Here is a 19,571-nt window from a genome sequence, read left to right as displayed (position 1 = left end):
GTCTCCATTGATGACGCATTTCGTTTCCCCCGGCAAGAGTTCTATCGACGATCTTGTTGCTGCGTTGCCCGAGAAGTATCAGCCGATCTTTGGCCACCCCGAAATATCGGACGGTAGTTCCCGTGGTTGCGAGGACCGCTTAGAGGTGATTCTTGATGTGGTCAAGCACCTACGGACGGAGTTAGGGCGTCCGATTCGTGTACTCGATCTTGGTTGCGCGCAAGGCTATTTCTCGCTGAACTTGGCTGCGCAGGGTTCCATTGTCCATGGCGCGGATTTTCTCGACCGTAATGTAGCGGTATGCCGGGCATTGGCGGAAGAGCAGGGCCTCGTGGCCGCCACCTTCGAATGTGCCCGAATTGAGGACATTGTCGGGGCGCTGGAGGTTGGCAGATATGACCTCGTTCTCGGGCTGAGCGTCTTTCATCACCTGATTCACGAGCATGGACTGGAGCCTGTGGTCGAGCTGATTGGGCAGATCGACACTTGCATTTCTGCTGGTATATACGAGCTCGCCGTGCGCGAAGAGCCGCTGTATTGGGGGGCATCGCAGCCCGGAGACCCGGCGGAACTGCTGCAGCGCTATGCGTTTCTCCGAATTCTGGCCCACCAGGGAACACACCTGTCAGGTATCGTCAGGCCCTTGTATTTTGCAAGCAGCCGTTACTGGCTGCTTGGTGATGATTTTCGCGAATTTCTGTCATGGCGAAAAGAATCACACGCTCATGCGATGAATAGCCATGCTGGGACGCGGCGTTACTATTTTGCCGAGGGGGTCATTCTCAAGCAAATGTCTGTTGTTGATAAGTCAAGGAAGAAGATCAATCTCGCAGAATATGAAAACGAAGTGAGATTTTTACGTGATCCTCCTCCAGGTGTGTTTGTTCCGACTCTGATGCACAACCTGCAGGACAGTCGCGACGTGTGGATTCTGCGAGAGCAGCTGCCTGGGTGCCTGCTGTCGGAAATGATCCAAGACAAGGTCCCCTATTCTTACGAGGAGATAGCAGATTCGATCATTGCGCAACTTGTTGCGCTAGAGGCTGTCGGGCTGTACCACAATGATCTACGTTGTTGGAATCTGCTCGTCAATGACAACTGCAGTGCCACTTTTATCGACTATGGAGCCGTCTCAGCTAGCGCAGTTGATTGCGTCTGGCCAGATGACCTGATTTTTTCGCTCTTAATAACGCTACGAGAATTGGTGCAAGGCCAGATCGCGCCGCCATTGCCCGTTCGCCGCCCGCTCCTCGACATTTCCGTGCTGCCGAGTCGCTATCGGGCCGCGTTCTATACGATGTTCAATCGACCCCGCAGGGAATGGACGTTTCGTGCCTTGATGGAGGCCATCGGTGAAAAGGATGTTGAAGCAGAGCAAGCCGGTTGGGTATGTCTCCTGCGAACGCAGGAGCACGCATTGCTCATATACGAACGCTCCATTCGAGCGACTGAAGCGCGGTTGGCAGAAGTGCATGCCAAGCTCAATGAGTCGCTAAGTAACTCTCATCACTGGTATCTGCGCGCGAACGAGCGTGAAGAGACCATCGATAAGCTCAACAGTGAGATCAATGGATTAAGAGAGAATGTCGGGGAGCTGCATCATCTGCAGCTATCGGATACCTCGAATATGCATGATCTTCGCCGGCAATTGGAGACTTCCGGTACCAGCTTTATGGTGGTACGTGAGCAGCTGGATGAACTTTGCGCTCAGCTCGATTCTTCACTTGAGAATGCCCACAATTGGTACCTGCGTGCCAGCATTGCCGAGCAAAATTTGCACGATATCCAGGCCAGTACCTCATGGCGTTTGATGCGTCCGTTCCGAGGGTTGGCGCGGTTGGTGAGGTGGCCACGCGCATCGATGAAGCGGGTCTTACTTGCTTTAGTTCGTCGTGTTCTAAAGCGCCCGGCCCTTGCGCATGCGCTAAACACTTGGTTACGGATGGCGCCTTCACTCCATGCCAGGATCAGAGCCTCTGTTGCTGCTGATATTGGTATTGATGGGGTGGTACAGCCAGAGGTTGAGGATCGGCCGTATCCTGGTCAGGTCGTTGATGTCACGTTGGTTGCCGAGCCGGACGCTTTAGCAAAGCTGTCTGTCCGTGGTCATAAGATCTATGGGCGCATGTTGGCCACGCGCAATGGGGAGTCTGCTTGATGCGTATCGTGATGGATCTGCAAGGTGCGCAGTCAGAAAGTCGTTTCCGGGGCATTGGGCGCTACAGCCTTGCATTGGCGCTTGCGGTAGCCCGTAATGCGCGCGGACACGATATCCATATAGCATTGAACGGCGCTTTCCCCGAGGCTGTGAAAGATATTCGAGCTGCATTCAAAGGGCTTATTGCGCAGAGCAATATCCATGTGTGGTATGTACCGCTACCCGTGCATGGCTGCGATCTTGGGAATAACGTGCGGCGCAGTCACGCCGAGATCGTCCGAGAGGCAGCTCTCGCTTCGTTGCAGCCTGATGTATTGCATGTATCCAGTTTGTTTGAGGGCTATGGTGACAACGCATTGACCAGTGTCGGTCGTGTTTGCCAGATTCCCACTGTAGTGACCATGTATGATCTGATTCCAATGATGAACCCAGAGGTTTATCTCAATCACGACCCCATCTATGCAAAGGCTTACACGGAGAAGTTTTCCTTTCTGCAGAGAGCGGATGCATTACTGGCTATATCAGAGAGTTCAGCTGCCGAGGCCCGTCTTGTTGGAAAATTTGGCAGCGATAGAGTCTTTAATATCTCTGCAGGATGCGATGCTGTGTTCTCACAGTTGGATATCCAACATCCAGCCCGTCGGTTAGTCCGCGGTAAGTTCGGAATCAAAGGTGAATTCTTTCTTTACACGGGCGGAGCGGATCGGCGGAAGAATCTGAACCGCTTGATCGATGCGTATGCGACGCTTCCCGCTGCAACTCGTATGATTGCTCGTCTTGTAATGGCAGGACGCATGCCCTTGCCGTTAGTCGAAGATCTGAAACGTGTCGCGTCGGAGCGAGGACTGCAAGCTGGCGAGATCATCTTCACCGGTTATGTGGCCGACGAAGAACTGGTTGCGCTGTATAACGAGTGCCGCTTCTTCGTGTTTCCTTCCTGGCACGAGGGATTTGGTCTTCCGGTATTAGAGGCAATGGCATGTGGTGCAGCTGTCATTGCTGCCAACGCTTCAAGTGTTCCGGAGATTGCTACGGAATCGGCGATGCTGTTTGATCCGCATGACACTGCCGAGATGTCCGAGCGGATTCGCTGGATGCTGGAGGATGATGCGGCCGTGGCGGGATCTCGTGCCTTTTCGGTGCATCGGGCCGCTGCCTTCTCTTGGGAAAAGAGCGCAATAGCGTTTCTCGACGCCTGCGAGAGCGTGCACATACGCTACTTGGCACGCACCGATGCCAATCAGGCGCTCGATATGGCAATGACCGCGCTTAGTCAGAAAAATATGCATACGCCCGCATTGGTTGCAGCAGCAGATGCGTTGGACCGTAGCATAGCGCCAGAGCAGCGCATGCTCATGCTCGATGTTACCGAGCTGGCCGCGCATGATCGGGGAACCGGTATCCAGCGAGTGACGCGCGCCATCTCGAATGAGTGGCTGCGCCGGCCACCACATGGTTACCGCATCCAGCTCGTCAGGCTGGACCGCGAGTCACGTCGCTATGTGTGCGCCAACGCCTACGCCGGCCATCTTTTGGGTGAGAACCTCGGTGAGGATGCGACCCTCGTGTGTCACGCGGGCGACGTTTTCGTTGGTCTTGATCTGGTGGGGCACGCTGTTGATCAGGCTTCCGATTGGTTTGATTACTTTCACGTTGCGGGGGTAGTGATCACTTTCGTGGTGTATGACATCCTTCCTGTGCGGAATCCGCAATGGTGGCCCGGGCCCGGCGGGCAACACCATGAGCGCTGGCTGCGAGGTATTATTTCTGTATCGGACCGTTTGATCTGCATTTCGCAGGCGGTTGCAGAGGATGTTACTGGATGGATGTTAGAGAATGGAATAGGGAAGCAGCCAGAAGTCGCGTGGTTCCACCTTGGCGCTGACCTTGAAGGAAGTGCTCCCAGCCGAGGCATGCCGGATGATGCCGACGTCCTTCTCTCTCGCTTGCAGCAAGTGAGGAGTTTCTTAATGGTTGGGACTCTCGAACCTCGGAAGGGGTATGCCGGAGTGTTGGCTGCATTCGAGCATCTATGGTCTACAGGGCAGGATATTGCTCTAGTGATCGTCGGCAAGAAAGGATGGATGGTGGACGAGCTCTGTGAAAAGTTGGAAAAGAATCCCCAGCTTCATCGCAACTTGTTCTGGATCGGCTCCGCCAGCGACGAGCTCTTGGAAAAGCTCTACCTGTCCTGCACATGCCTCATCGCCGCCTCTGAGGGCGAAGGTTTCGGTTTGCCACTGATCGAGGCGGGCCAGCGACGACTGCCAATTCTAGTGCGTGACATCCCCGTGTTCCGTGAGGTTGCTGGCGAGCATGCAACGTACTTCGGAGGGCATACGCCGTTAGAGATAGCGGGCGCCATTGATAATTGGCTCGAACTACATGCGCACAACGCGCATCCGCGTACTGACGAGCTGTCTTGGCTGACGTGGGCTCAGAGCGCCAATCAGCTTGCCGCTGCCCTTCTGAAGCCGGCCGCAAGTCTGGTGTCTCCAATCCAGGAAGCCGATTGAGGTCAGGCAAGTTATGATGGGGCCGTTGCTCTCCTGCACGGCGATGCCCGGGATGCTTATGGGTGTGATCCAGAGCGGGGCTGCTTCCACAAATTTCTGAAGAGAATGTAGATGACTAACAAGATTGCAATCATTACCGGCGTCACCGGGCAGGACGGTGCGTACCTGACCGAGTTGTTGCTTGGCAAGGGTTATAAGGTGTATGGGACATATCGACGGACCAGTTCCGTCAACTTCTGGCGCCTCGAAGAGGTTGGCGTCGCGAAGCATCCAAATTTGGAATTGGTGGAGTACGACCTCACGGATCTGGGGACCACGATAGCGATGGTCCAGAAGATTCAGCCTGACGAGATTTACAATCTCGCCGCCCAGAGTTTCGTCGGGGTCAGTTTCGATCAACCGACCACGACAGCGCAGATCACCGGTATCGGCGCGCTGCACCTGCTGGAGGCGATTCGTCTGGTGAACCAAAAGATCCGGTTCTACCAGGCGTCGACTTCTGAGATGTTCGGCAAGGTGCAGGCGGTACCTCAGAAGGAAGATACGCCGTTCTGGCCGCGTAGTCCTTACGGTGTCGCTAAACTATATGCTCACTGGATTACGGTGAATTATAGGGAGAGCTACGATATCTTCGGATCCAGCGGAATTCTGTTCAATCACGAAAGCCCGCTACGCGGCCGGGAATTCGTTACCCGAAAGATCACCGACTCGGTTGCCAAGATTAAATTGGGCCAACTCGACATGCTGCAGCTGGGAAATTTGGACGCGAAGCGCGACTGGGGCTTCGCCAAGGAATACGTGGAGGGAATGTGGCGGATGCTCCAGGCTGATGAGCCTGATACGTTCGTGCTTGCAACCAACAGGACCGAAACAGTCCGTGATTTCGTCCGCATGGCTTTCAAGGGAGCGGGGATCGACGTCGAGTTCCGAGGCAAGGATCTCGAGGAGACCGCAGTCGATACAGCGACAGGAAAAGTTATCCTGCAGATTAATCCGAAGTTCCATCGTCCTGCAGAAGTGGACTTGCTCATCGGCGATCCGGAGAAGGCAGAGAGGGTGCTCGGTTGGAAGCCACAGACCACGCTCGAACAACTTTGTCAGATGATGGTTGAGGCGGATATGAAGAGAAATGAACGTGGCTTTTCATTCTAATTTGGATGGAAAACGTGTGCTGGTGACCGGAGCATTGGGTTTTACCGGGCGCTACGTTACACGGCAGCTAAAGGAGCAGGGCAGCATAGTGATCGGTGTCGGTACGCACCCCGACAAGCAAGGCGCGTCCGGCATCGACGAATTTCTCTCAATGGATTTGAGGGATGCTGCGGACGTTTCTCGTATCGTTGCAAAGGCTGACGCACAATACGTTGTGCATCTTGCCGCGGTTGCATATGTTGGTCATGGGAAGGTTGATGACTTCTATCGCGTGAATCTACTAGGGACACTTAACCTGCTGCAGGCTTTGGCTTCATCCCCGCGCTGCCCCGAGCGAGTGCTCATTGCTAGCAGTGCGAATGTCTATGGCAATGCAACTGAGGGTGTAATCGACGAATCAGTTGAGCCTGCGCCAGCGAATGACTATGCGGTAAGCAAGCTTGCGATGGAGTATGCAGCGAATCTGTGGCGTGCTCGTCTTCCGTTGGTAATCGCTCGTCCCTTCAATTACACAGGCGTCGGTCAAGCAACCAACTTCTTGGTACCGAAGATCGTTTCTCACTTCGCATCACAGTCCCCCACGATAGAATTAGGTAATACCGAGGTATGGCGTGACTTTGGTGATGTAAGATCGGTTGCCTCGGCTTATAGTCAGCTTCTCCAAACGTCTGCGGCTGAAGGGGAAATCATCAATGTATGTTCCAATACTGCCAATTCTTTAAGCGATATTATCAGGATATGCTCTGAGCTCAGCGGTCATCGCATTAATGTTGAGGTAAATCCATCATTCGTTCGGCAGAACGAGGTAAAGAAATTGCTCGGCAGCAATGCCAAATTGCTTAGCCTGATTGGGGATTGGCGCAGCATTCCATTGGAGGAAACTTTGCGCTGGATGCTTGAGGAAGCGACGATTAGCGACCGCTGATCTGGATTCAAGGGGCGTTGGGTCTTTATTATGTACTTGACGACTGGGATAGCTTGCTATTAAGCAAGCTACTCATGTCGAGAATGTGATTTGCAGTTTTCGGACTTGCAGATTTGAAGGCTAGTGAGCCCGAACGCAAGCTGTCTCTGATCCTCTGACATACCTACTTTCGCCGGAGACGTCGGTGCCTCATAGCTGAGGGCGATGTGCACCACTTCGCCAGGGTTGTGAGTAACGACAGGGATGCGCAATTCTAGCGGCGAGGAATGCTGTATAGAGATTCGCACGTGCAGAGCTGGGGAGCCATTGACGGTGGCGCTAATGTAAAGTGGGCTTCCTGGGGCTGGGAGAAATGGATTGCCGCGAAGAATTAAGGTTGTCTTGCCGAAAGTCGCGCCATTGACGCGATAGCGAAGAGACGATGTTGGTCCTTCGGACCAAACACCCCACGCTTCGTCACCTGACCACCCTTCAGCCATGAAGTTGCGCAGATTGGGGAGAGTGATCACAGTGTCTGCTGCGGGCTCCACTATTAGAGAATTCCTGGCAGCCTCCACGCTTAAAGGCTTTTTGCCGCCCTGCAGTTGGAAGACGACAACTGCACCATCCTCCCGAATCATTGAAGGCGGTGCTCCGATCGCGTGCTCCCATTCAGCGATAACGACTGCTCCATGATCCGCATAGCCACGTTTGTCGATGTAGACAGCATCGAAACCGTATCGGTGAATCGCTTCGAGTTGAATGGCAACAGGCTCAGTCTCTAACTTTCGGTAGAATAAATCACCCTCGCGCCCCTTCATGCCGCCATAGCTCCACTTGAGGTGCTGGGAGTTAACGAAACCTGCTGCAAGATCATAAGTGTGCAGCTCGTTCTTAGGGGGTACTTCTGGGAACGGCATATACGGCAGTTGATACACTGCTGCGCCGACTGGCAGCGTAGCTTCAATGCGCTGTACGAAATCTTTGTCCTGGTGGTATGCATTACGTGCATTTAACTGACACTTTTCACAAATTGGTGAGGTCTGGTCCCAAGCGCCGAAGGCTATTACGACCAAGGCGACCACTACAGCGATCTTGCCGCCACCACGTCGACGCTCTAGCCTATCGAGTAACGCCTGTAAGGCAATTGCAACTGCGGCTAGTGTACTGAAAGTTATAAAGATGCTGGCCCGGTTCCACCCTCTGATGGAGGGCGAAATTGCGTGTGCAAAGAGAGAGCCCAATCCGCCAATGGTCATGAATAAAAAAAGCACAGCAGAGAGGACTGCAAGCAGTGCGATTCTCTCGTCAGTATTACGTTCTGCTTGACGCATAAAGGCAGCAACCGTCAAGATAAGTAAGCCAAAGACACCAATAAGACCTAACGATGCAGTGCTATTCTCGTTAACGAGTGGTGTGTTTGCCATATATCTAGAAGTTACGTCGGCCAGTTGTTGCATTCTGTGCTGTGGGCGTGGCAGTATAAGCTGCATGAACTTTACGCCGTATATTTCGGACTCTGCAGGTGCGCGTGCCGCTACTTCGGGATTTTTGCCGTTGGTATACTCGCTAATGATATTGGGTGCAAGATTTGCAAGTGTCCCTATTATTAGGAAAAAAATGACTGGCCAGGCAATTCTGGCGGATGAAATTAATTTATTTTGAAGGAAAGCGAGCAGGACGCTTGTTCCAAGCAGTATCAGGCCAAATGCAGTGTAGTAAATGCCGAAGCAACTTAAGATTAAGTAAAGGAGTGCAAGCAGTATTTTGCGCGTCGGCCTGGCGCGCCAGAAATCGAACTCCGCATCAGTGCGCGCAGCTGCAATTGCAATCATGAAATATATTGGGATCGCGAAGTACCAAGTGTAGAATAAATGCCCGACTCGCAGGAAATGAAACGGCGCTAAAGTAAACAGCATGGCTGTCGCAAAAGAGAGCGGCTGACTCACGCGCAGCCAGCGTATAACCCAATATGCAGCCAAGAAGTTCGCAGCGAAGCCGGTCAAAAAAAATAAATTCGTAGCTGCGACACTGCTGCCTGTCAACACTCCCGCGAGCTTCAGCAACAGAAAGCTGCCAGAATCTGCTCCAGGATAGTCTAGGAAAGAGGATCCGAAGGGGAATCCACTCCGGTCGTTCTCGAAAATCCATCCTTCTATCGCTCGCTGCGTTAGCCAAAGGCTGCTTAAAGCGTCGCCGCTGTAAGCCAGCGGGTGACTAAGTATAGACAATAGCTCCGCTTGCCAGCCAACGATGAGTATACTGCCAGTTACAGTAGACAATATGGCGCCAGCCACCAGCATCAGCCATTCGGCTTTGACGAACAGGCGGAGCGACGGGCTATGCGGAGATGGTGTGCTCATATAATCCAGATATTGAAACGGAATGCACTACGTAGTCAGCTACTTCAGGTCTATGTGATGGATTGAAGCATTACAAGGAATTTAATCCTGCGTAAGTGCGGATCTTCGAGGTTGCAATAATAGCTTGCTCAAAACGAACGACACGGGCAGGGTCACCGTGATAGAGATTAATGGGCCGACTGTCGCTGGGATCCCAAGGCTTCCAACGCTAAGCTTCAGTGCCAATGCCCCGAGCGCATAAGTCACAGCATAAATAAGGGGGAATGCCGCAAACTTTAGCCAGCTGTGTGTAGCGCGGAAGACATATCGTGTATTTATGAGGTAACTGAGTAGGATGCCGGCGCAAAAGCTCGCCATATACGCCCACTGGTAATGGATGAAGCGCAACAGCACCCAGTAGAGAACGAGGGTAATGCCCGTATTGAGCACTCCGCCTACGAGGAAGCGAAGTGCCACTAAGGCCCACGACCGGTCACGTTGAACTGGACCGGCGCTTCTTAGCTCATCCGGCTGCATTCGCCAGGCTCTTGAAGTCAGCGTAATCGCGGATGTATTCGTCTGAATCGTAAGGTTCAGATGCAAATACCAGAAGAACGGCGTCCTTGGAGTACTTGTATTGGGTCCCCCAGATCATCGGAGGCAGATGGATTCCCTGGTTTGGCGAGTTGAGTTCGACGTCGATACGGCGGGCACCATCATCGGCAAGGACCCTGACCGATCCGGAGACACAGATCAGAAACTGGTGGCAGCGCTTGTGCGCATGTTCGCCACGGGTCTCTTGTGTGGGAACGCCATAAACCAAGAAATACCGCCTTGCATTGAAAGGCAGGAAACTATCGAAGTCTCCTACGGAGAGCGAGCCGCGCATGTCGGCGAAACTGGGCATCCGGTAAAGCTTGACGCCGGGAACGGCGGTGTCTGTGATCCCCTGATCGACTGGCAAGGCAGCAGGTTGGCTTGCGTCCTTGTCGGAAACGTAGCCGACGATGCGTGCGGGATTGCCAACCACAATGGCGTTGGGCGGAACCGAGCGCGTCACCACCGCACCTGCACCGATCATCGCACCGCTGCCGATGGTGGTCCCGGCAAGGATGGTCGCGTTCGCGCCAATCGAGGCGCCGGATTCGACCACGGTACCGAGGAACTTCTCCGGATACACTCTGCTGCGCGGGAACAAGTCGTTGGTGAACGTCGCATTGGGCCCCACGAAAACGTCGTCGCCCAAACGCACGCCGTCCCACAGTTGTACGCCGCATTTGACGGTGACTCGGTCACCCACGACGACATCGGATTCAATGAAAACGCCGTCGCAGATATTGCAATCGCGGCCAAGGCGCGCACCCGGAAGCACGTGCGCGAACGCCCAGACGCGCGTGCCCTCGCCGATGGTTTCGCTTTCGCAAAGGGCGTTGGGATGTACGAAATGATTCACGGTGTATCCTTTTCGAAATTTTCGACCGACTGCATGATCGACAGAGGCCGTGCCTTGGTGTTTTCGAACGCGTGCCAGGCGTACGTACCCACGATGCCCAGACCTAACGAATTGAGCGCGCCAAAAAAAAGAATGGTCAAGATGGTGAGGGTATAGCCGGGCACCGCGACCAGGCCGGAAAATTTTGCCGCAAGCACCAGTGCTCCGAGCAGGGTAGTAAAGATCAGCGCGACCAGGCCAAGCGCGGTGAGCATGCGGACTGGCAGGTCGGTAAATGCAAACACGCTGTCGGACAGGTAACGCAGTTTTTTACCCAACGTCCAGGCACTCTTGCCGTGTTGCCGCTCGCGGCGCTGATAGCTGACAAATTCGCGTTTGCCTCCCAGCCAGAACAACTGGGCGAGCAGGCTGGAGTGGGCTTCGTTCAACAGCAACAGCCGTTCGAGGAAACCACGGCTGACAGCGAAGATGTCCACGCCGCCCTTGGGGATGTCTTTAATGACCATCCGTCGGTAGGTCGCCCAAAACAGGGTCGACGCCAGCTTCGAGGCGGCCGGATCGCTCCGCGCTTCGCGCACGCCGAAGGCGACGTCGTAGCGCCCGCTGGCGTAGCGCTGCCAGAAGTCGATGACCAATTGCGGCGGTTCCTGCAGATCGGCCGCCATCACTGCGGTCAAATCGCCGCGGCTGAGCTGCAGCCCGGTGCGAATTGCCGGAAACGCCCCGAAGTTCCTGGTCAGGGTTGCCAGTTGCGAACTGAAAGCGCAACGAGGCAACTTCTCGTGCAGCAAGGCATAGCTGAGGTCGGGGCTTCCGTCCACCACGAAAATCGCTTCAAATGTCCCGTCAACGCTGCGCGAAATCAGGTCGATGGCCTGCAGCAGGTCATCGATCGAACCCTCATTGCGATAGATCGGAACGACAAGGCTGAGGGAAGGCGATTGCACGTCGCTCAGAACCGATTGCATGCTTCGACGACCCGGTCGACTTCCTCGTCGGTCAGTTCCGGAAAGCATGGCAGTGTGGTGACGCGCGCCGCATCGGCTTCCGTGTTCGGCAGTACCACTGAATCAAATGCGCTCTCATGGCAGGGCTGACGGTGGTCACATAACGGATAATGGACTTCTGTCTGCACGCCGACGGCATGCAGGTGCGCGCGCAGCTGCTCACGGTCATCGCAACGCACGACGTACAGATGCGCCACATTATCAACGCCCACCTCGCCGGCAACTTCGATCCTCGGGTTGGATAGCCCCCGAGCATAGCGGTTGGCGATATCCCGGCGGCGTTGGTTCCATCCGTCCAGCAGCGGAAGCATGTGCCGTAGCATGGCGGCCTGCAATTCGTCCAGGCGACTATTGCGGCCCCCGCGCAGGCTGTTGGTGTACTTGGCTGTCCATCCATACTGGCGCAGTTGCGCAGCACGAGTGGCTAAGTCGTCATCATTTGTCACGATTGCGCCACCATCACCCAGCGCGCCCAGATTCTTGGTCGGATAAAAGCTGAAGGACGCAATATCGCCGAAGCTGCCCGCGCGTCGTCCGTTGCGTTCTGCACCATGCGCCTGCGCGCAGTCTTCCACCACCCTAATGCCGCGTGCATGGCAGAGCGAAACAATTGCCTCGATATCAGCCAGTTGGCCATAAAGATGAGTCACGATCACCGCTGTCGGCGTGCTGCCGCCGGCGAGCACTGCTTCCAACGCAGGCACAGACATTAGCCCCGTGGTTGCGCCTATATCGACAAATATCGGCGACGCGCCGCACGCTAGGACCGCGCTCGTACCGTACATAGCAGCGTTTGCGACTACTGCCACTTTATCGCCTCTGCCCACGCCGAGCGCCTTCAGAGAAAGTTCGAGGGCATCAGTACCGTTGGCAACGCTTACGCAATTTCGAGCGCCACAGTAGCTAGCAAACTCCTGCTCAAACGCTTTTACGTTCGGACCAAGCACATAGTAGCCGCTTGCCACGATAGTGCTTGCAATCTGAGACAGTGCATCCTTTACCGGAGCAATATGGCGAGACAATGAGTTGACGGGAATTAGGGCGTCCATGTAATCCGAGGTATCAAGTGATGTGCGTGTGGATTTGAAATGTGGTGGCGGTGATGTGCGGCGGTAGGAATTTTTGGCTGAAAGGATGCGGCATGCGCCGCAGCACTCAGCCCAGCGCCTGTTCCAACTCAGGCAGCAACGTAAACAAATCTCCCACCAACCCAATATCCGCAATCTCGAAGATCGGCGACTCCGGATCCTTGTTGATCGCCACGATGGTGCCAGCGTCCTTGATGCCGGTCAGATGCTGGATGGCGCCGCTGATGCCGATTGCCACGTACAGCTCGGGCGCGATGATCTTGCCGGTCTGGCCGACCTGCAGCTCGTTAGGGACGTAGCCGGCATCGACCGCCGCGCGCGAGGCACCGACGGCGGCGCCGAGTTTGTCGGCCAGGCTGTAGATGTGCTTGAAGTTCTCTGCCGAGCCGACGCCGCGACCACCGGACACCACACGCTTGGCGCTCTGCAGGTCGGGGCGGTCGGAATTGCCTGCAGCCAGGTCGATGAAGCGGGTGTGGGTCGGCAGTGTGACCTCGATGCTAACGGACTCGACTGCTGCGCTTCCGCCGCTAGCCGCTTCCGGCCACGAGGCGCTACGCACGGTCGCCACGACGATCTGGTCGGTCGGAGCCTTCACCGTAATGATGGCGTTGCCTGCGTAGATCGGGCGCTTGAAGGTGTGCGCATCTTCGACGGTCATCAGGTCGGAGATCTGGTTCACGCCCAGCAGCGCGGCCACGACCGGCATCAGGTCCTTGCCGAAGGTGGTGGAGGGGCCGAAGACATGGGTGTAACCCTGACCGGCCAGCTGCGCGATCTGGGGCCCAAGCACCTGAGCAAGCGCGTGTTCGTTGGCGGCGTTGGCCACGGTCAGCACGCGGGCGACACCCGCCAGCTGTGCGGCCTGGGCTGCAACGGCGGCCGGGTCGGCCGCGAGTACGACCACGTCGATCGACTCGGCCGATATCGCCAGGGCGGCGCTCAGGGTCTTTGCGGTGGCCGCATTGAGCTGGCCATTGAGGTGTTCGGCGACGACAAGAATCTTGGCCATTACAACAACCCCTTCTGCTTGAGTGCGGCCACCAGTTCGGCGGCGTCCTTGACCATCACGCCGCGGCTACGCTTAGCCGGCGCCGCATAGTGGGTGGTGGTGAGACTGTCGTGCGCGTCTACGCCCAGATCAGCGAATGCCAGGGTGTCCATCGGCTTGCTCTTGGCCTTCATGATGTCCGGCAGCTTGATGAAGCGCGGCTCGTTCAGGCGCAGATCGGTCGTGATCACCGCTGGCAGGTCGACCTCCAGCGTTTCCAGGCCAGCATCGACCTCGCGCGTCACCGTGGCCTTGCCATCGGCGACCACCAGCTTGCCCGCGAAGGTCGCCTGCGGGCGGCCCCACAAGGTGGCCAGCATCTGGCCGGTCTGGTTGGCGTCGTCGTCGATGGCCTGCTTGCCCAGGATGACCAGATCGGGCTGCTCTTTTTCGACCAGCTTCAGCAGGGCGCGTGCGGCGGTCAACGGCTGGATGGCAGCATCGGTCACCACATGGATGGCGCGGTTGGCACCCATCGCCAGGCCGTTGCGCAGATGTGCGGCAGCATCGGCTGGCGCCAGGGTGGCGACCACCACCTCGGTGGCGATGCCGGCATCGCGCAGGCGCAATGCTTCTTCCAGGGCGATTTCGTCGAACGGGTTGGGCGAGAGCTTGACGCCGTCGGTCACCACGCCGGAGCCATCCGGCTTGACCTGAATGCGGACGTTGTAGTCCACCACGCGCTTGTAGGCGACGAGGATTTTCATCGTGTACGAGATCCTTCAGCTATTGCGGGAAGGCCCGGCCGCGGCGGCAGGCTCGGGAGTGCGCCCATTCTAACCGGGGAGCATCCACCATGCGATGGCGTATGGTGGTGCGGCGCAGCACTGGTGAAGATCTAGGGCCAGTCACGCGGGCCGGAATTGCGCGCAGCGTATATCCTGTGTGGCTTAAAAAAGCGGAGCGCGGCAGACCGCGCGATTAGGAGAGGGCAGTGGCAACTTGGCTTGTAACCGGCGGCGCCGGCTTCATTGGCGGCAACTTCGTTCTGGAAGCCGTCTCTCGCGGTGTGCGGGTGGTCAATCTCGATGCGCTTACGTATGCGGGGAATCTCAATACGCTGGCGTCGCTCGATGGAGACCCAAACCATGTGTTCGTCAACGGCGACATTGGCGATAGCGCGTTGGTCGCCAGACTGCTGTCTGAGTACGAGCCTGACGCGGTACTGAACTTTGCAGCAGAAAGTCACGTGGATCGCTCGATCGACGGACCTGGCGCGTTCGTCCAAACCAATGTTGTCGGCACCCTAGCGCTTCTCGAAGCCGTTCGCGATTATTGGAAGGGATTGCCTGATGGACCGCAGCAGCGCTTTCGCTTCCTGCACGTGTCCACTGACGAGGTCTACGGCACATTGGGCGAGACCGGCAAGTTCACCGAGACCACGCCTTATGCGCCGAATTCGCCGTATTCGGCATCCAAAGCAGCATCGGATCACTTGGTGCGTGCGTTCCATCACACCTATGGCTTGCCGGTGCTGACGACCAACTGCTCGAACAATTACGGCCCGTATCACTTCCCTGAAAAGCTCATTCCGCTGGTGATCGCGAAGGCACTGGTTGGCGAACCGCTGCCGGTTTACGGCGATGGCAAACAGGTGCGCGACTGGCTGTTCGTCAGCGACCATTGCGAGGCCATTCGGACCGTTCTGGCGAAGGGCGAGGTCGGTGAAACCTACAACGTGGGCGGCAATGCTGAGCGGGAGAACATCGAAGTTGTGCGCGCCATCTGCGCATTACTCGACGAACTACGTCCTCGCGAAGACGGCCAGCCACGCGAAAGCCAAATTGCCTACGTGGCTGATCGGCCTGGTCATGATCGTCGCTATGCAATTGACGCATCAAAGCTCAAGACACAATTGGGTTGGCAGCCCAGATACACCTTTGAACAAGGAATCTGCGAAACCGTGGAGTGGTATCTGGGTCACCAGGACTGGGTGAACGGGGTGCTGAATGGTAGCTACCGTATGCAACGTCTTGGTGCCATGGCCGACACTCATGAATGAGCACGTCCTCTACAACCTATGAGAACCATATGACGCAACGTCGAGGCATCATCCTGGCCGGTGGCTCCGGCACTCGTCTTTATCCCATCACCAAAGGCGTCAGCAAGCAGCTGCTGCCGGTGTACGACAAGCCGATGATTTATTATCCGCTTAGCGTGCTGATGCTTGCAGGCATTCGTGAGGTATTGATTATTAATACTCCTCATGAGCAGTCGCTATTTAAAGCATTGCTTGGTGATGGGTCTCAGTGGGGAATGTCTATTTCATATGCCGTGCAGCAAAGTCCGGATGGGCTCGCGCAGGCCTATCTGATTGGCCGCGACTTCGTTGACAACAAGCCGAGCTGTCTCGTGTTGGGCGATAACATCTTTCATGGTCATGGCTTGACGGACATGTTGCGCCGAGCAGACAAGCGTAACGAAGGTGCTACTGTCTTTGGATATTGGGTCAATGATCCAGAGCGGTACGGAGTAGCTGAGTTCGACGCGAACGGAAAGGTTGTGGGCATTGAAGAGAAGCCCGCTGTGCCGCGTTCAAACTATGCTGTTACCGGATTGTATTTTTATGACGGCAGAGCTGCAGACTATGCGGCAGAGTTGAAGCCGTCGCCGCGTGGCGAGCTGGAGATCACCGATCTCAATCGGCGCTATCTCGATGAGGGTGATTTGCATCTCGAGGCGTTGGGACGTGGTTATGCATGGCTGGATACAGGGACACACCAGTCACTGCACGAAGCATCCAACTTCATTGAAACGATCCAGGCGCGGCAAGGGTTGCAGGTCTGCTGTCCGGAGGAAATCGCTTTCGGTCAAGGGTGGATCGATCTTGCCGAGCTTGAGGCACTGGCCGCGCCACTGCTCAAGAATGGGTATGGACGTTATCTCAAAGAACTGGCTCTACGAGGAGCCAAGTTGTGAATGTGATTTCCACCGCACTAGCAGACTGTTACGTCATCGAACCCGTAGTCCACTCGGATGATCGCGGTTTTTTTTTCGAGGCTTGGAATTACGAGCGGTTCAAACAGCATGGGCTCAACATGCAGTTCGTCCAGAGCAATGTGTCCTGCTCTGGGAGGGGGGTAATCCGCGGACTGCACTATCAGTGGCCTCGGCCGCAGGGAAAGCTGATCAGCGTCCTGGAAGGTGAGGTTTATGACGTTGCGGTCGATATCCGCGTTGGCTCGCCTACCTTCGGTCAATGGGAGGCGGTGGTGCTGAGTCGCGAGAACCGTCGGCAATTCTGGATTCCTGAGGGTTTCGCTCACGGCTTCGCAGTGCTTTCGGAGACTGCTGTTTTCAATTATCTGTGTACCGATGTCTACGTAAAAGAGGCTGATGCCGGGCTGCGCTGGGATGATGCGCGCTTTGCAATCGATTGGCCGATCAGTGATCCAATTCTTTCGAAGAAAGATGCAGTTGCTCCGTTTTTGGATCAGGTGGCCGTTGAGCAGCTTCCTCGCTACCACTCGGTATGAGCATATTGCTGTTGGGCGCGAACGGGCAGCTCGGTCGCGAGCTTCAGCGTGCACTCCATGGAGTTGCCGAGCTGCAGTTTGCAACGCGTGACGGCATTCTCGCCGACGGACGACCATGCGTGGTTGCCGATCTGGATCATCCGGAGCGTTTGCAGGAAGTGCTCGGCAGTCTGGCCCCGTCCTGTGTCGTGAATGCTGCTGCCTACACTGCGGTGGATGGTGCGGAATCAAATCCCATCGTGGCCAGGCGAGTGAATGCAGATGCCGTCGGCGCGATCGCAGCGTGGTGTGCATCCAATAGCGCGGCACTAGTGCATTACTCCACCGACTATGTCTTCGACGGGCGGGGCAGCGAGCCCTATCTGGAAGACGCGAGAACTTCGCCGCTGGGTGTGTATGGCGAAACCAAGCTCGCTGGTGAGCAGGCGATCCGCGCATCAGGCGCTCAGCATCTGATCCTGCGTACGGCCTGGGTGTACGCCTCGCATGGCGCCAACTTCCTGCGCACGATGTTGCGCGTGGGTGCAGAGCGCGATGAGCTGCGCGTGGTTGCCGACCAGATCGGTACGCCAACGCCGGCGGCATTGATTGCCGATGTCACCGCGCAGCTGCTGCGTCAACGCAGTCCCGGCACATCGGGCACCTGGCACCTGACTGCTGCCGGCCAGACCAGTTGGCACGGGTTTGCCGAGGCCATCTTCGAGAAAGCCGTCGCGGCGGGTTTGCTGGCGCGCGCGCCGCGTGTCGTGCCCATCACCACGGCGGACTACCCGACTTCAGCAAAGCGGCCGGCATACTCGCGGTTATCGATCGACAAGCTGCAGAACGATTTCGGCATCGTGTTGCCGCAGTGGCAGGTCGGTTTGCAGCAGGTGATTGCCGAGTTGGCTGTGGCCAAACGCTAACCGCAGCGATCAGGTGGCGGTGTGATACTGCGCAACCGACCCGCAATGAAAAACAGCCGGGAATCCCGGCTGTTTTTCTAAAACAGATCCTGCAGGCGACCGATCAGGCGCGCCCGTAGGTATCTTCAAAACGCACGATGTCGTCTTCGCCCAGATAGCTGCCGGACTGCACTTCGATCAGTTCGAGCGGCAACTTGCCCGGATTGCGCAAACGGTGAGTCACGCCCAGCGGGATGTAGGTACTCTGGTTTTCGGTCAGCAGCAGAACCTCGTCGCCACGGGTGACTTCAGCGGTACCGCTCACCACGATCCAGTGTTCGGCGCGATGGTGGTGCATCTGCAGGCTCAGCACTGCACCGGGTTTGACGGTGATGCGCTTGACCTGATGACGTTGGCCCATGTCGATCGAATCGTAGGCGCCCCACGGACGATAGACCTTGCGGTGCCAGGTGGCTTCGGACCGGCCATCGGCCTTGATGCGGCCAACCACGTCCTTGACCTCCTGAATACGATCGCGGTGACCGACCAGCACGGCGTCCGGCGTCTCGACGACGACCACGTCTTCCAGGCCGACCATGGCGATCAGACGCGAGCCATAGGCATAGGTATTGCGGCAGTCAACCTGGATCACGTCGCCATGATGCGCATTGCCGTGGGCGTCCTGCTCGGACACGTCCAGCAGCGACGACCACGAACCGACATCGTTCCAGCCGGCATCCAGCGGGACCACGACTGCATCGGCGGTCTTTTCCATCACCGCGTAGTCGATCGAATCCGACGGGCTGGCCGCGAATGCGTCCTTGTCCAGGCGGGTGAAGTCGGCATCGCGCTTGCCGTTTTCCCAGGCTTTCTGGCAGGCATCGGCAATGGCCGGGTGGAACTTGCGCAGTTCTTCCAGGTAACGCGAGGCACGGAACAGGAACATGCCGCTGTTCCAGTAGTACTCGCCGCTGGCGAGGTAACCCTGCGCGGTGGCCAGGTCGGGCTTCTCGACGAAACGCTCAACGGCAGTGGCGCCGGTACCGCTACCGGCCTTGATATAGCCGTAGCCGGTCTCGGGCGCTGTCGGCTTGATGCCGAAGGTCACCAGCTTGCCTTGCTCTGCGGCGGCGGCAGCAACGGTCACAGCAGCCTGGAAGGCCGCTTCGTCGCGGATCACATGATCGGATGGCAGCACCAGCAGCAGCGGATCAGCGCCGTCACGCGTGGCTTCAAGCGCGGCAACGGCAATCGCCGGTGCGGTATTCCGCCCCTTGGGCTCAAGCAGAATCGCGGACGGCTTTACGCCGAGTTGCTGCAACTGCTCGGCGGCCATGAAGCGATGTTCTTCGTTGGCAACCACAATAGGTGAATGTCCGGCCACAGGCGCCGAACGCAACCAGGTGGCCTGCAACATGCTCTTGTCGCCAACCAGCGGCAGGAATTGCTTCGGATACGACTCGCGGGACAACGGCCATAGGCGCGTGCCGGAACCGCCGGACAGAATAATCGGAAGGACGTCGCTCATGAGCGGGGGAAA

The 19,571-nt window shown here is 56.7% G+C and carries 16 protein-coding genes; 8 read left to right on the top strand and 8 right to left on the bottom strand.

Annotated elements, in window-relative coordinates; all coding sequences use genetic code 11:
• Positions 1 to 10: 10 nt before the first annotated feature.
• The 4 genes from ACZZ0O_RS01805 (at position 11) to ACZZ0O_RS01790 (ending at position 6,751) form a co-directional block, all read left to right on the top strand.
• Positions 11 to 2,158 carry a methyltransferase domain-containing protein gene (locus ACZZ0O_RS01805; protein ID WP_463592056.1) on the top strand — a complete coding sequence of 716 codons (2,148 nt, stop codon included), beginning with the start codon at positions 11 to 13 and terminating at the stop codon, positions 2,156 to 2,158.
• The gene (locus ACZZ0O_RS01800) at positions 2,158 to 4,674 is read left to right on the top strand and encodes a glycosyltransferase family 4 protein (protein WP_463592055.1); all 2,517 of its coding nucleotides are present in this window, start codon (positions 2,158 to 2,160) and stop codon (positions 4,672 to 4,674) included. The genes ACZZ0O_RS01805 and ACZZ0O_RS01800 overlap by 1 nt, the downstream gene beginning before the upstream one ends.
• 111 nt (positions 4,675 to 4,785) lie before the next feature.
• The gene (gmd, locus tag ACZZ0O_RS01795; protein ID WP_463592054.1) at positions 4,786 to 5,826 is read left to right on the top strand and encodes a GDP-mannose 4,6-dehydratase; all 1,041 of its coding nucleotides are present in this window, start codon (positions 4,786 to 4,788) and stop codon (positions 5,824 to 5,826) included.
• Positions 5,810 to 6,751: an NAD-dependent epimerase/dehydratase family protein gene (locus ACZZ0O_RS01790; protein WP_463592532.1), complete on the top strand. Its 942-nt coding sequence runs from the start codon at positions 5,810 to 5,812 to the stop codon at positions 6,749 to 6,751. The genes gmd and ACZZ0O_RS01790 overlap by 17 nt, the downstream gene beginning before the upstream one ends.
• 68 nt (positions 6,752 to 6,819) lie before the next feature.
• Here the strand turns inward: ACZZ0O_RS01790 and ACZZ0O_RS01785 are convergent, their stop codons facing one another.
• The 7 genes from ACZZ0O_RS01785 to ACZZ0O_RS01755 form a co-directional block, all read right to left on the bottom strand.
• Entirely contained in the window at positions 6,820 to 9,093 is a 2,274-nt protein-coding gene (locus ACZZ0O_RS01785; RefSeq protein WP_463592053.1) for a sugar translocase, read from the bottom strand.
• 81 nt (positions 9,094 to 9,174) lie between these two features.
• Positions 9,175 to 9,609: a GtrA family protein gene (locus tag ACZZ0O_RS01780; protein ID WP_463592052.1), complete on the bottom strand. Its 435-nt coding sequence runs from the start codon at positions 9,607 to 9,609 to the stop codon at positions 9,175 to 9,177.
• Positions 9,596 to 10,525 carry a WxcM-like domain-containing protein gene (locus ACZZ0O_RS01775; RefSeq protein WP_463592051.1) on the bottom strand — a complete coding sequence of 310 codons (930 nt, stop codon included), beginning with the start codon at positions 10,523 to 10,525 and terminating at the stop codon, positions 9,596 to 9,598. The genes ACZZ0O_RS01780 and ACZZ0O_RS01775 overlap by 14 nt, the downstream gene beginning before the upstream one ends.
• A complete protein-coding gene (locus tag ACZZ0O_RS01770) occupies positions 10,522 to 11,493 on the bottom strand; it encodes a glycosyltransferase (protein ID WP_463592050.1) in 972 nt (323 codons plus the stop codon). Before ACZZ0O_RS01770 ends, ACZZ0O_RS01775 begins: the two co-directional genes overlap by 4 nt.
• Complete coding sequence (locus tag ACZZ0O_RS01765; RefSeq protein ID WP_463592049.1) at positions 11,478 to 12,581, bottom strand: DegT/DnrJ/EryC1/StrS family aminotransferase; 1,104 nt, start codon at positions 12,579 to 12,581, stop codon at positions 11,478 to 11,480. Before ACZZ0O_RS01765 ends, ACZZ0O_RS01770 begins: the two co-directional genes overlap by 16 nt.
• 106 nt (positions 12,582 to 12,687) lie before the next feature.
• Complete coding sequence (locus ACZZ0O_RS01760; RefSeq protein ID WP_463592048.1) at positions 12,688 to 13,632, bottom strand: electron transfer flavoprotein subunit alpha/FixB family protein; 945 nt, start codon at positions 13,630 to 13,632, stop codon at positions 12,688 to 12,690.
• Entirely contained in the window at positions 13,632 to 14,378 is a 747-nt protein-coding gene (locus ACZZ0O_RS01755; RefSeq protein WP_115554619.1) for an electron transfer flavoprotein subunit beta/FixA family protein, read from the bottom strand. Before ACZZ0O_RS01755 ends, ACZZ0O_RS01760 begins: the two co-directional genes overlap by 1 nt.
• Before the next feature lie 227 nt (positions 14,379 to 14,605).
• Between ACZZ0O_RS01755 and rfbB the strand changes: the two genes are divergently transcribed.
• The 4 genes from rfbB to rfbD are packed head-to-tail and all read left to right on the top strand — an operon-like array spanning position 14,606 to position 18,052.
• Entirely contained in the window at positions 14,606 to 15,673 is a 1,068-nt protein-coding gene (rfbB, locus tag ACZZ0O_RS01750; RefSeq protein ID WP_463592047.1) for a dTDP-glucose 4,6-dehydratase, read from the top strand.
• Positions 15,674 to 15,702: 29 nt separating this feature from the next.
• Positions 15,703 to 16,590 (top strand): glucose-1-phosphate thymidylyltransferase RfbA, encoded by an 888-nt coding sequence (rfbA, locus tag ACZZ0O_RS01745; RefSeq protein WP_463592531.1) that lies wholly within the window; start codon positions 15,703 to 15,705, stop codon positions 16,588 to 16,590.
• Entirely contained in the window at positions 16,587 to 17,147 is a 561-nt protein-coding gene (rfbC, locus tag ACZZ0O_RS01740) for a dTDP-4-dehydrorhamnose 3,5-epimerase (RefSeq protein ID WP_055848141.1), read from the top strand. The genes rfbA and rfbC overlap by 4 nt, the downstream gene beginning before the upstream one ends.
• Positions 17,144 to 18,052 carry a dTDP-4-dehydrorhamnose reductase gene (gene rfbD / locus ACZZ0O_RS01735; protein ID WP_463592046.1) on the top strand — a complete coding sequence of 303 codons (909 nt, stop codon included), beginning with the start codon at positions 17,144 to 17,146 and terminating at the stop codon, positions 18,050 to 18,052. Before rfbC ends, rfbD begins: the two co-directional genes overlap by 4 nt.
• Positions 18,053 to 18,155: 103 nt before the next feature.
• Here the strand turns inward: rfbD and ACZZ0O_RS01730 are convergent, their stop codons facing one another.
• Positions 18,156 to 19,559, bottom strand: coding sequence for a mannose-1-phosphate guanylyltransferase/mannose-6-phosphate isomerase (locus ACZZ0O_RS01730; RefSeq protein WP_463592045.1), 1,404 nt, complete (start codon positions 19,557 to 19,559; stop codon positions 18,156 to 18,158).
• Positions 19,560 to 19,571 lie beyond the last annotated feature (12 nt).

It is taken from the genome of Xanthomonas sp. AC360, from assembly GCF_979258225.1.
The sequence above is the reverse complement of the archived record's forward strand: the minus strand, read 5'-3'. Positions and strand labels throughout refer to the sequence as shown.

Excerpts from the sequence above, each read along its gene's own strand:
- ACZZ0O_RS01805 (WP_463592056.1), top strand. The coding sequence starts at position 11 with ATGACGCATTTCGTTTCCCCCGGCAAGAGTTCTATCGACGATCTTGTT.
- ACZZ0O_RS01800 (WP_463592055.1), top strand. The coding sequence starts at position 2,158 with ATGCGTATCGTGATGGATCTGCAAGGTGCGCAGTCAGAAAGTCGTTTC.
- gmd (WP_463592054.1), top strand. The coding sequence starts at position 4,786 with ATGACTAACAAGATTGCAATCATTACCGGCGTCACCGGGCAGGACGGT.
- ACZZ0O_RS01785 (WP_463592053.1), bottom strand. The coding sequence starts at position 9,093 with ATGAGCACACCATCTCCGCATAGCCCGTCGCTCCGCCTGTTCGTCAAA.
- ACZZ0O_RS01780 (WP_463592052.1), bottom strand. The coding sequence starts at position 9,609 with ATGCAGCCGGATGAGCTAAGAAGCGCCGGTCCAGTTCAACGTGACCGG.
- ACZZ0O_RS01770 (WP_463592050.1), bottom strand. The coding sequence starts at position 11,493 with ATGCAATCGGTTCTGAGCGACGTGCAATCGCCTTCCCTCAGCCTTGTC.
- ACZZ0O_RS01765 (WP_463592049.1), bottom strand. The coding sequence starts at position 12,581 with ATGGACGCCCTAATTCCCGTCAACTCATTGTCTCGCCATATTGCTCCG.
- ACZZ0O_RS01760 (WP_463592048.1), bottom strand. The coding sequence starts at position 13,632 with ATGGCCAAGATTCTTGTCGTCGCCGAACACCTCAATGGCCAGCTCAAT.
- ACZZ0O_RS01755 (WP_115554619.1), bottom strand. The coding sequence starts at position 14,378 with ATGAAAATCCTCGTCGCCTACAAGCGCGTGGTGGACTACAACGTCCGC.
- rfbA (WP_463592531.1), top strand. The coding sequence starts at position 15,703 with ATGACGCAACGTCGAGGCATCATCCTGGCCGGTGGCTCCGGCACTCGT.
- rfbD (WP_463592046.1), top strand. The coding sequence starts at position 17,144 with ATGAGCATATTGCTGTTGGGCGCGAACGGGCAGCTCGGTCGCGAGCTT.
- ACZZ0O_RS01730 (WP_463592045.1), bottom strand. The coding sequence starts at position 19,559 with ATGAGCGACGTCCTTCCGATTATTCTGTCCGGCGGTTCCGGCACGCGC.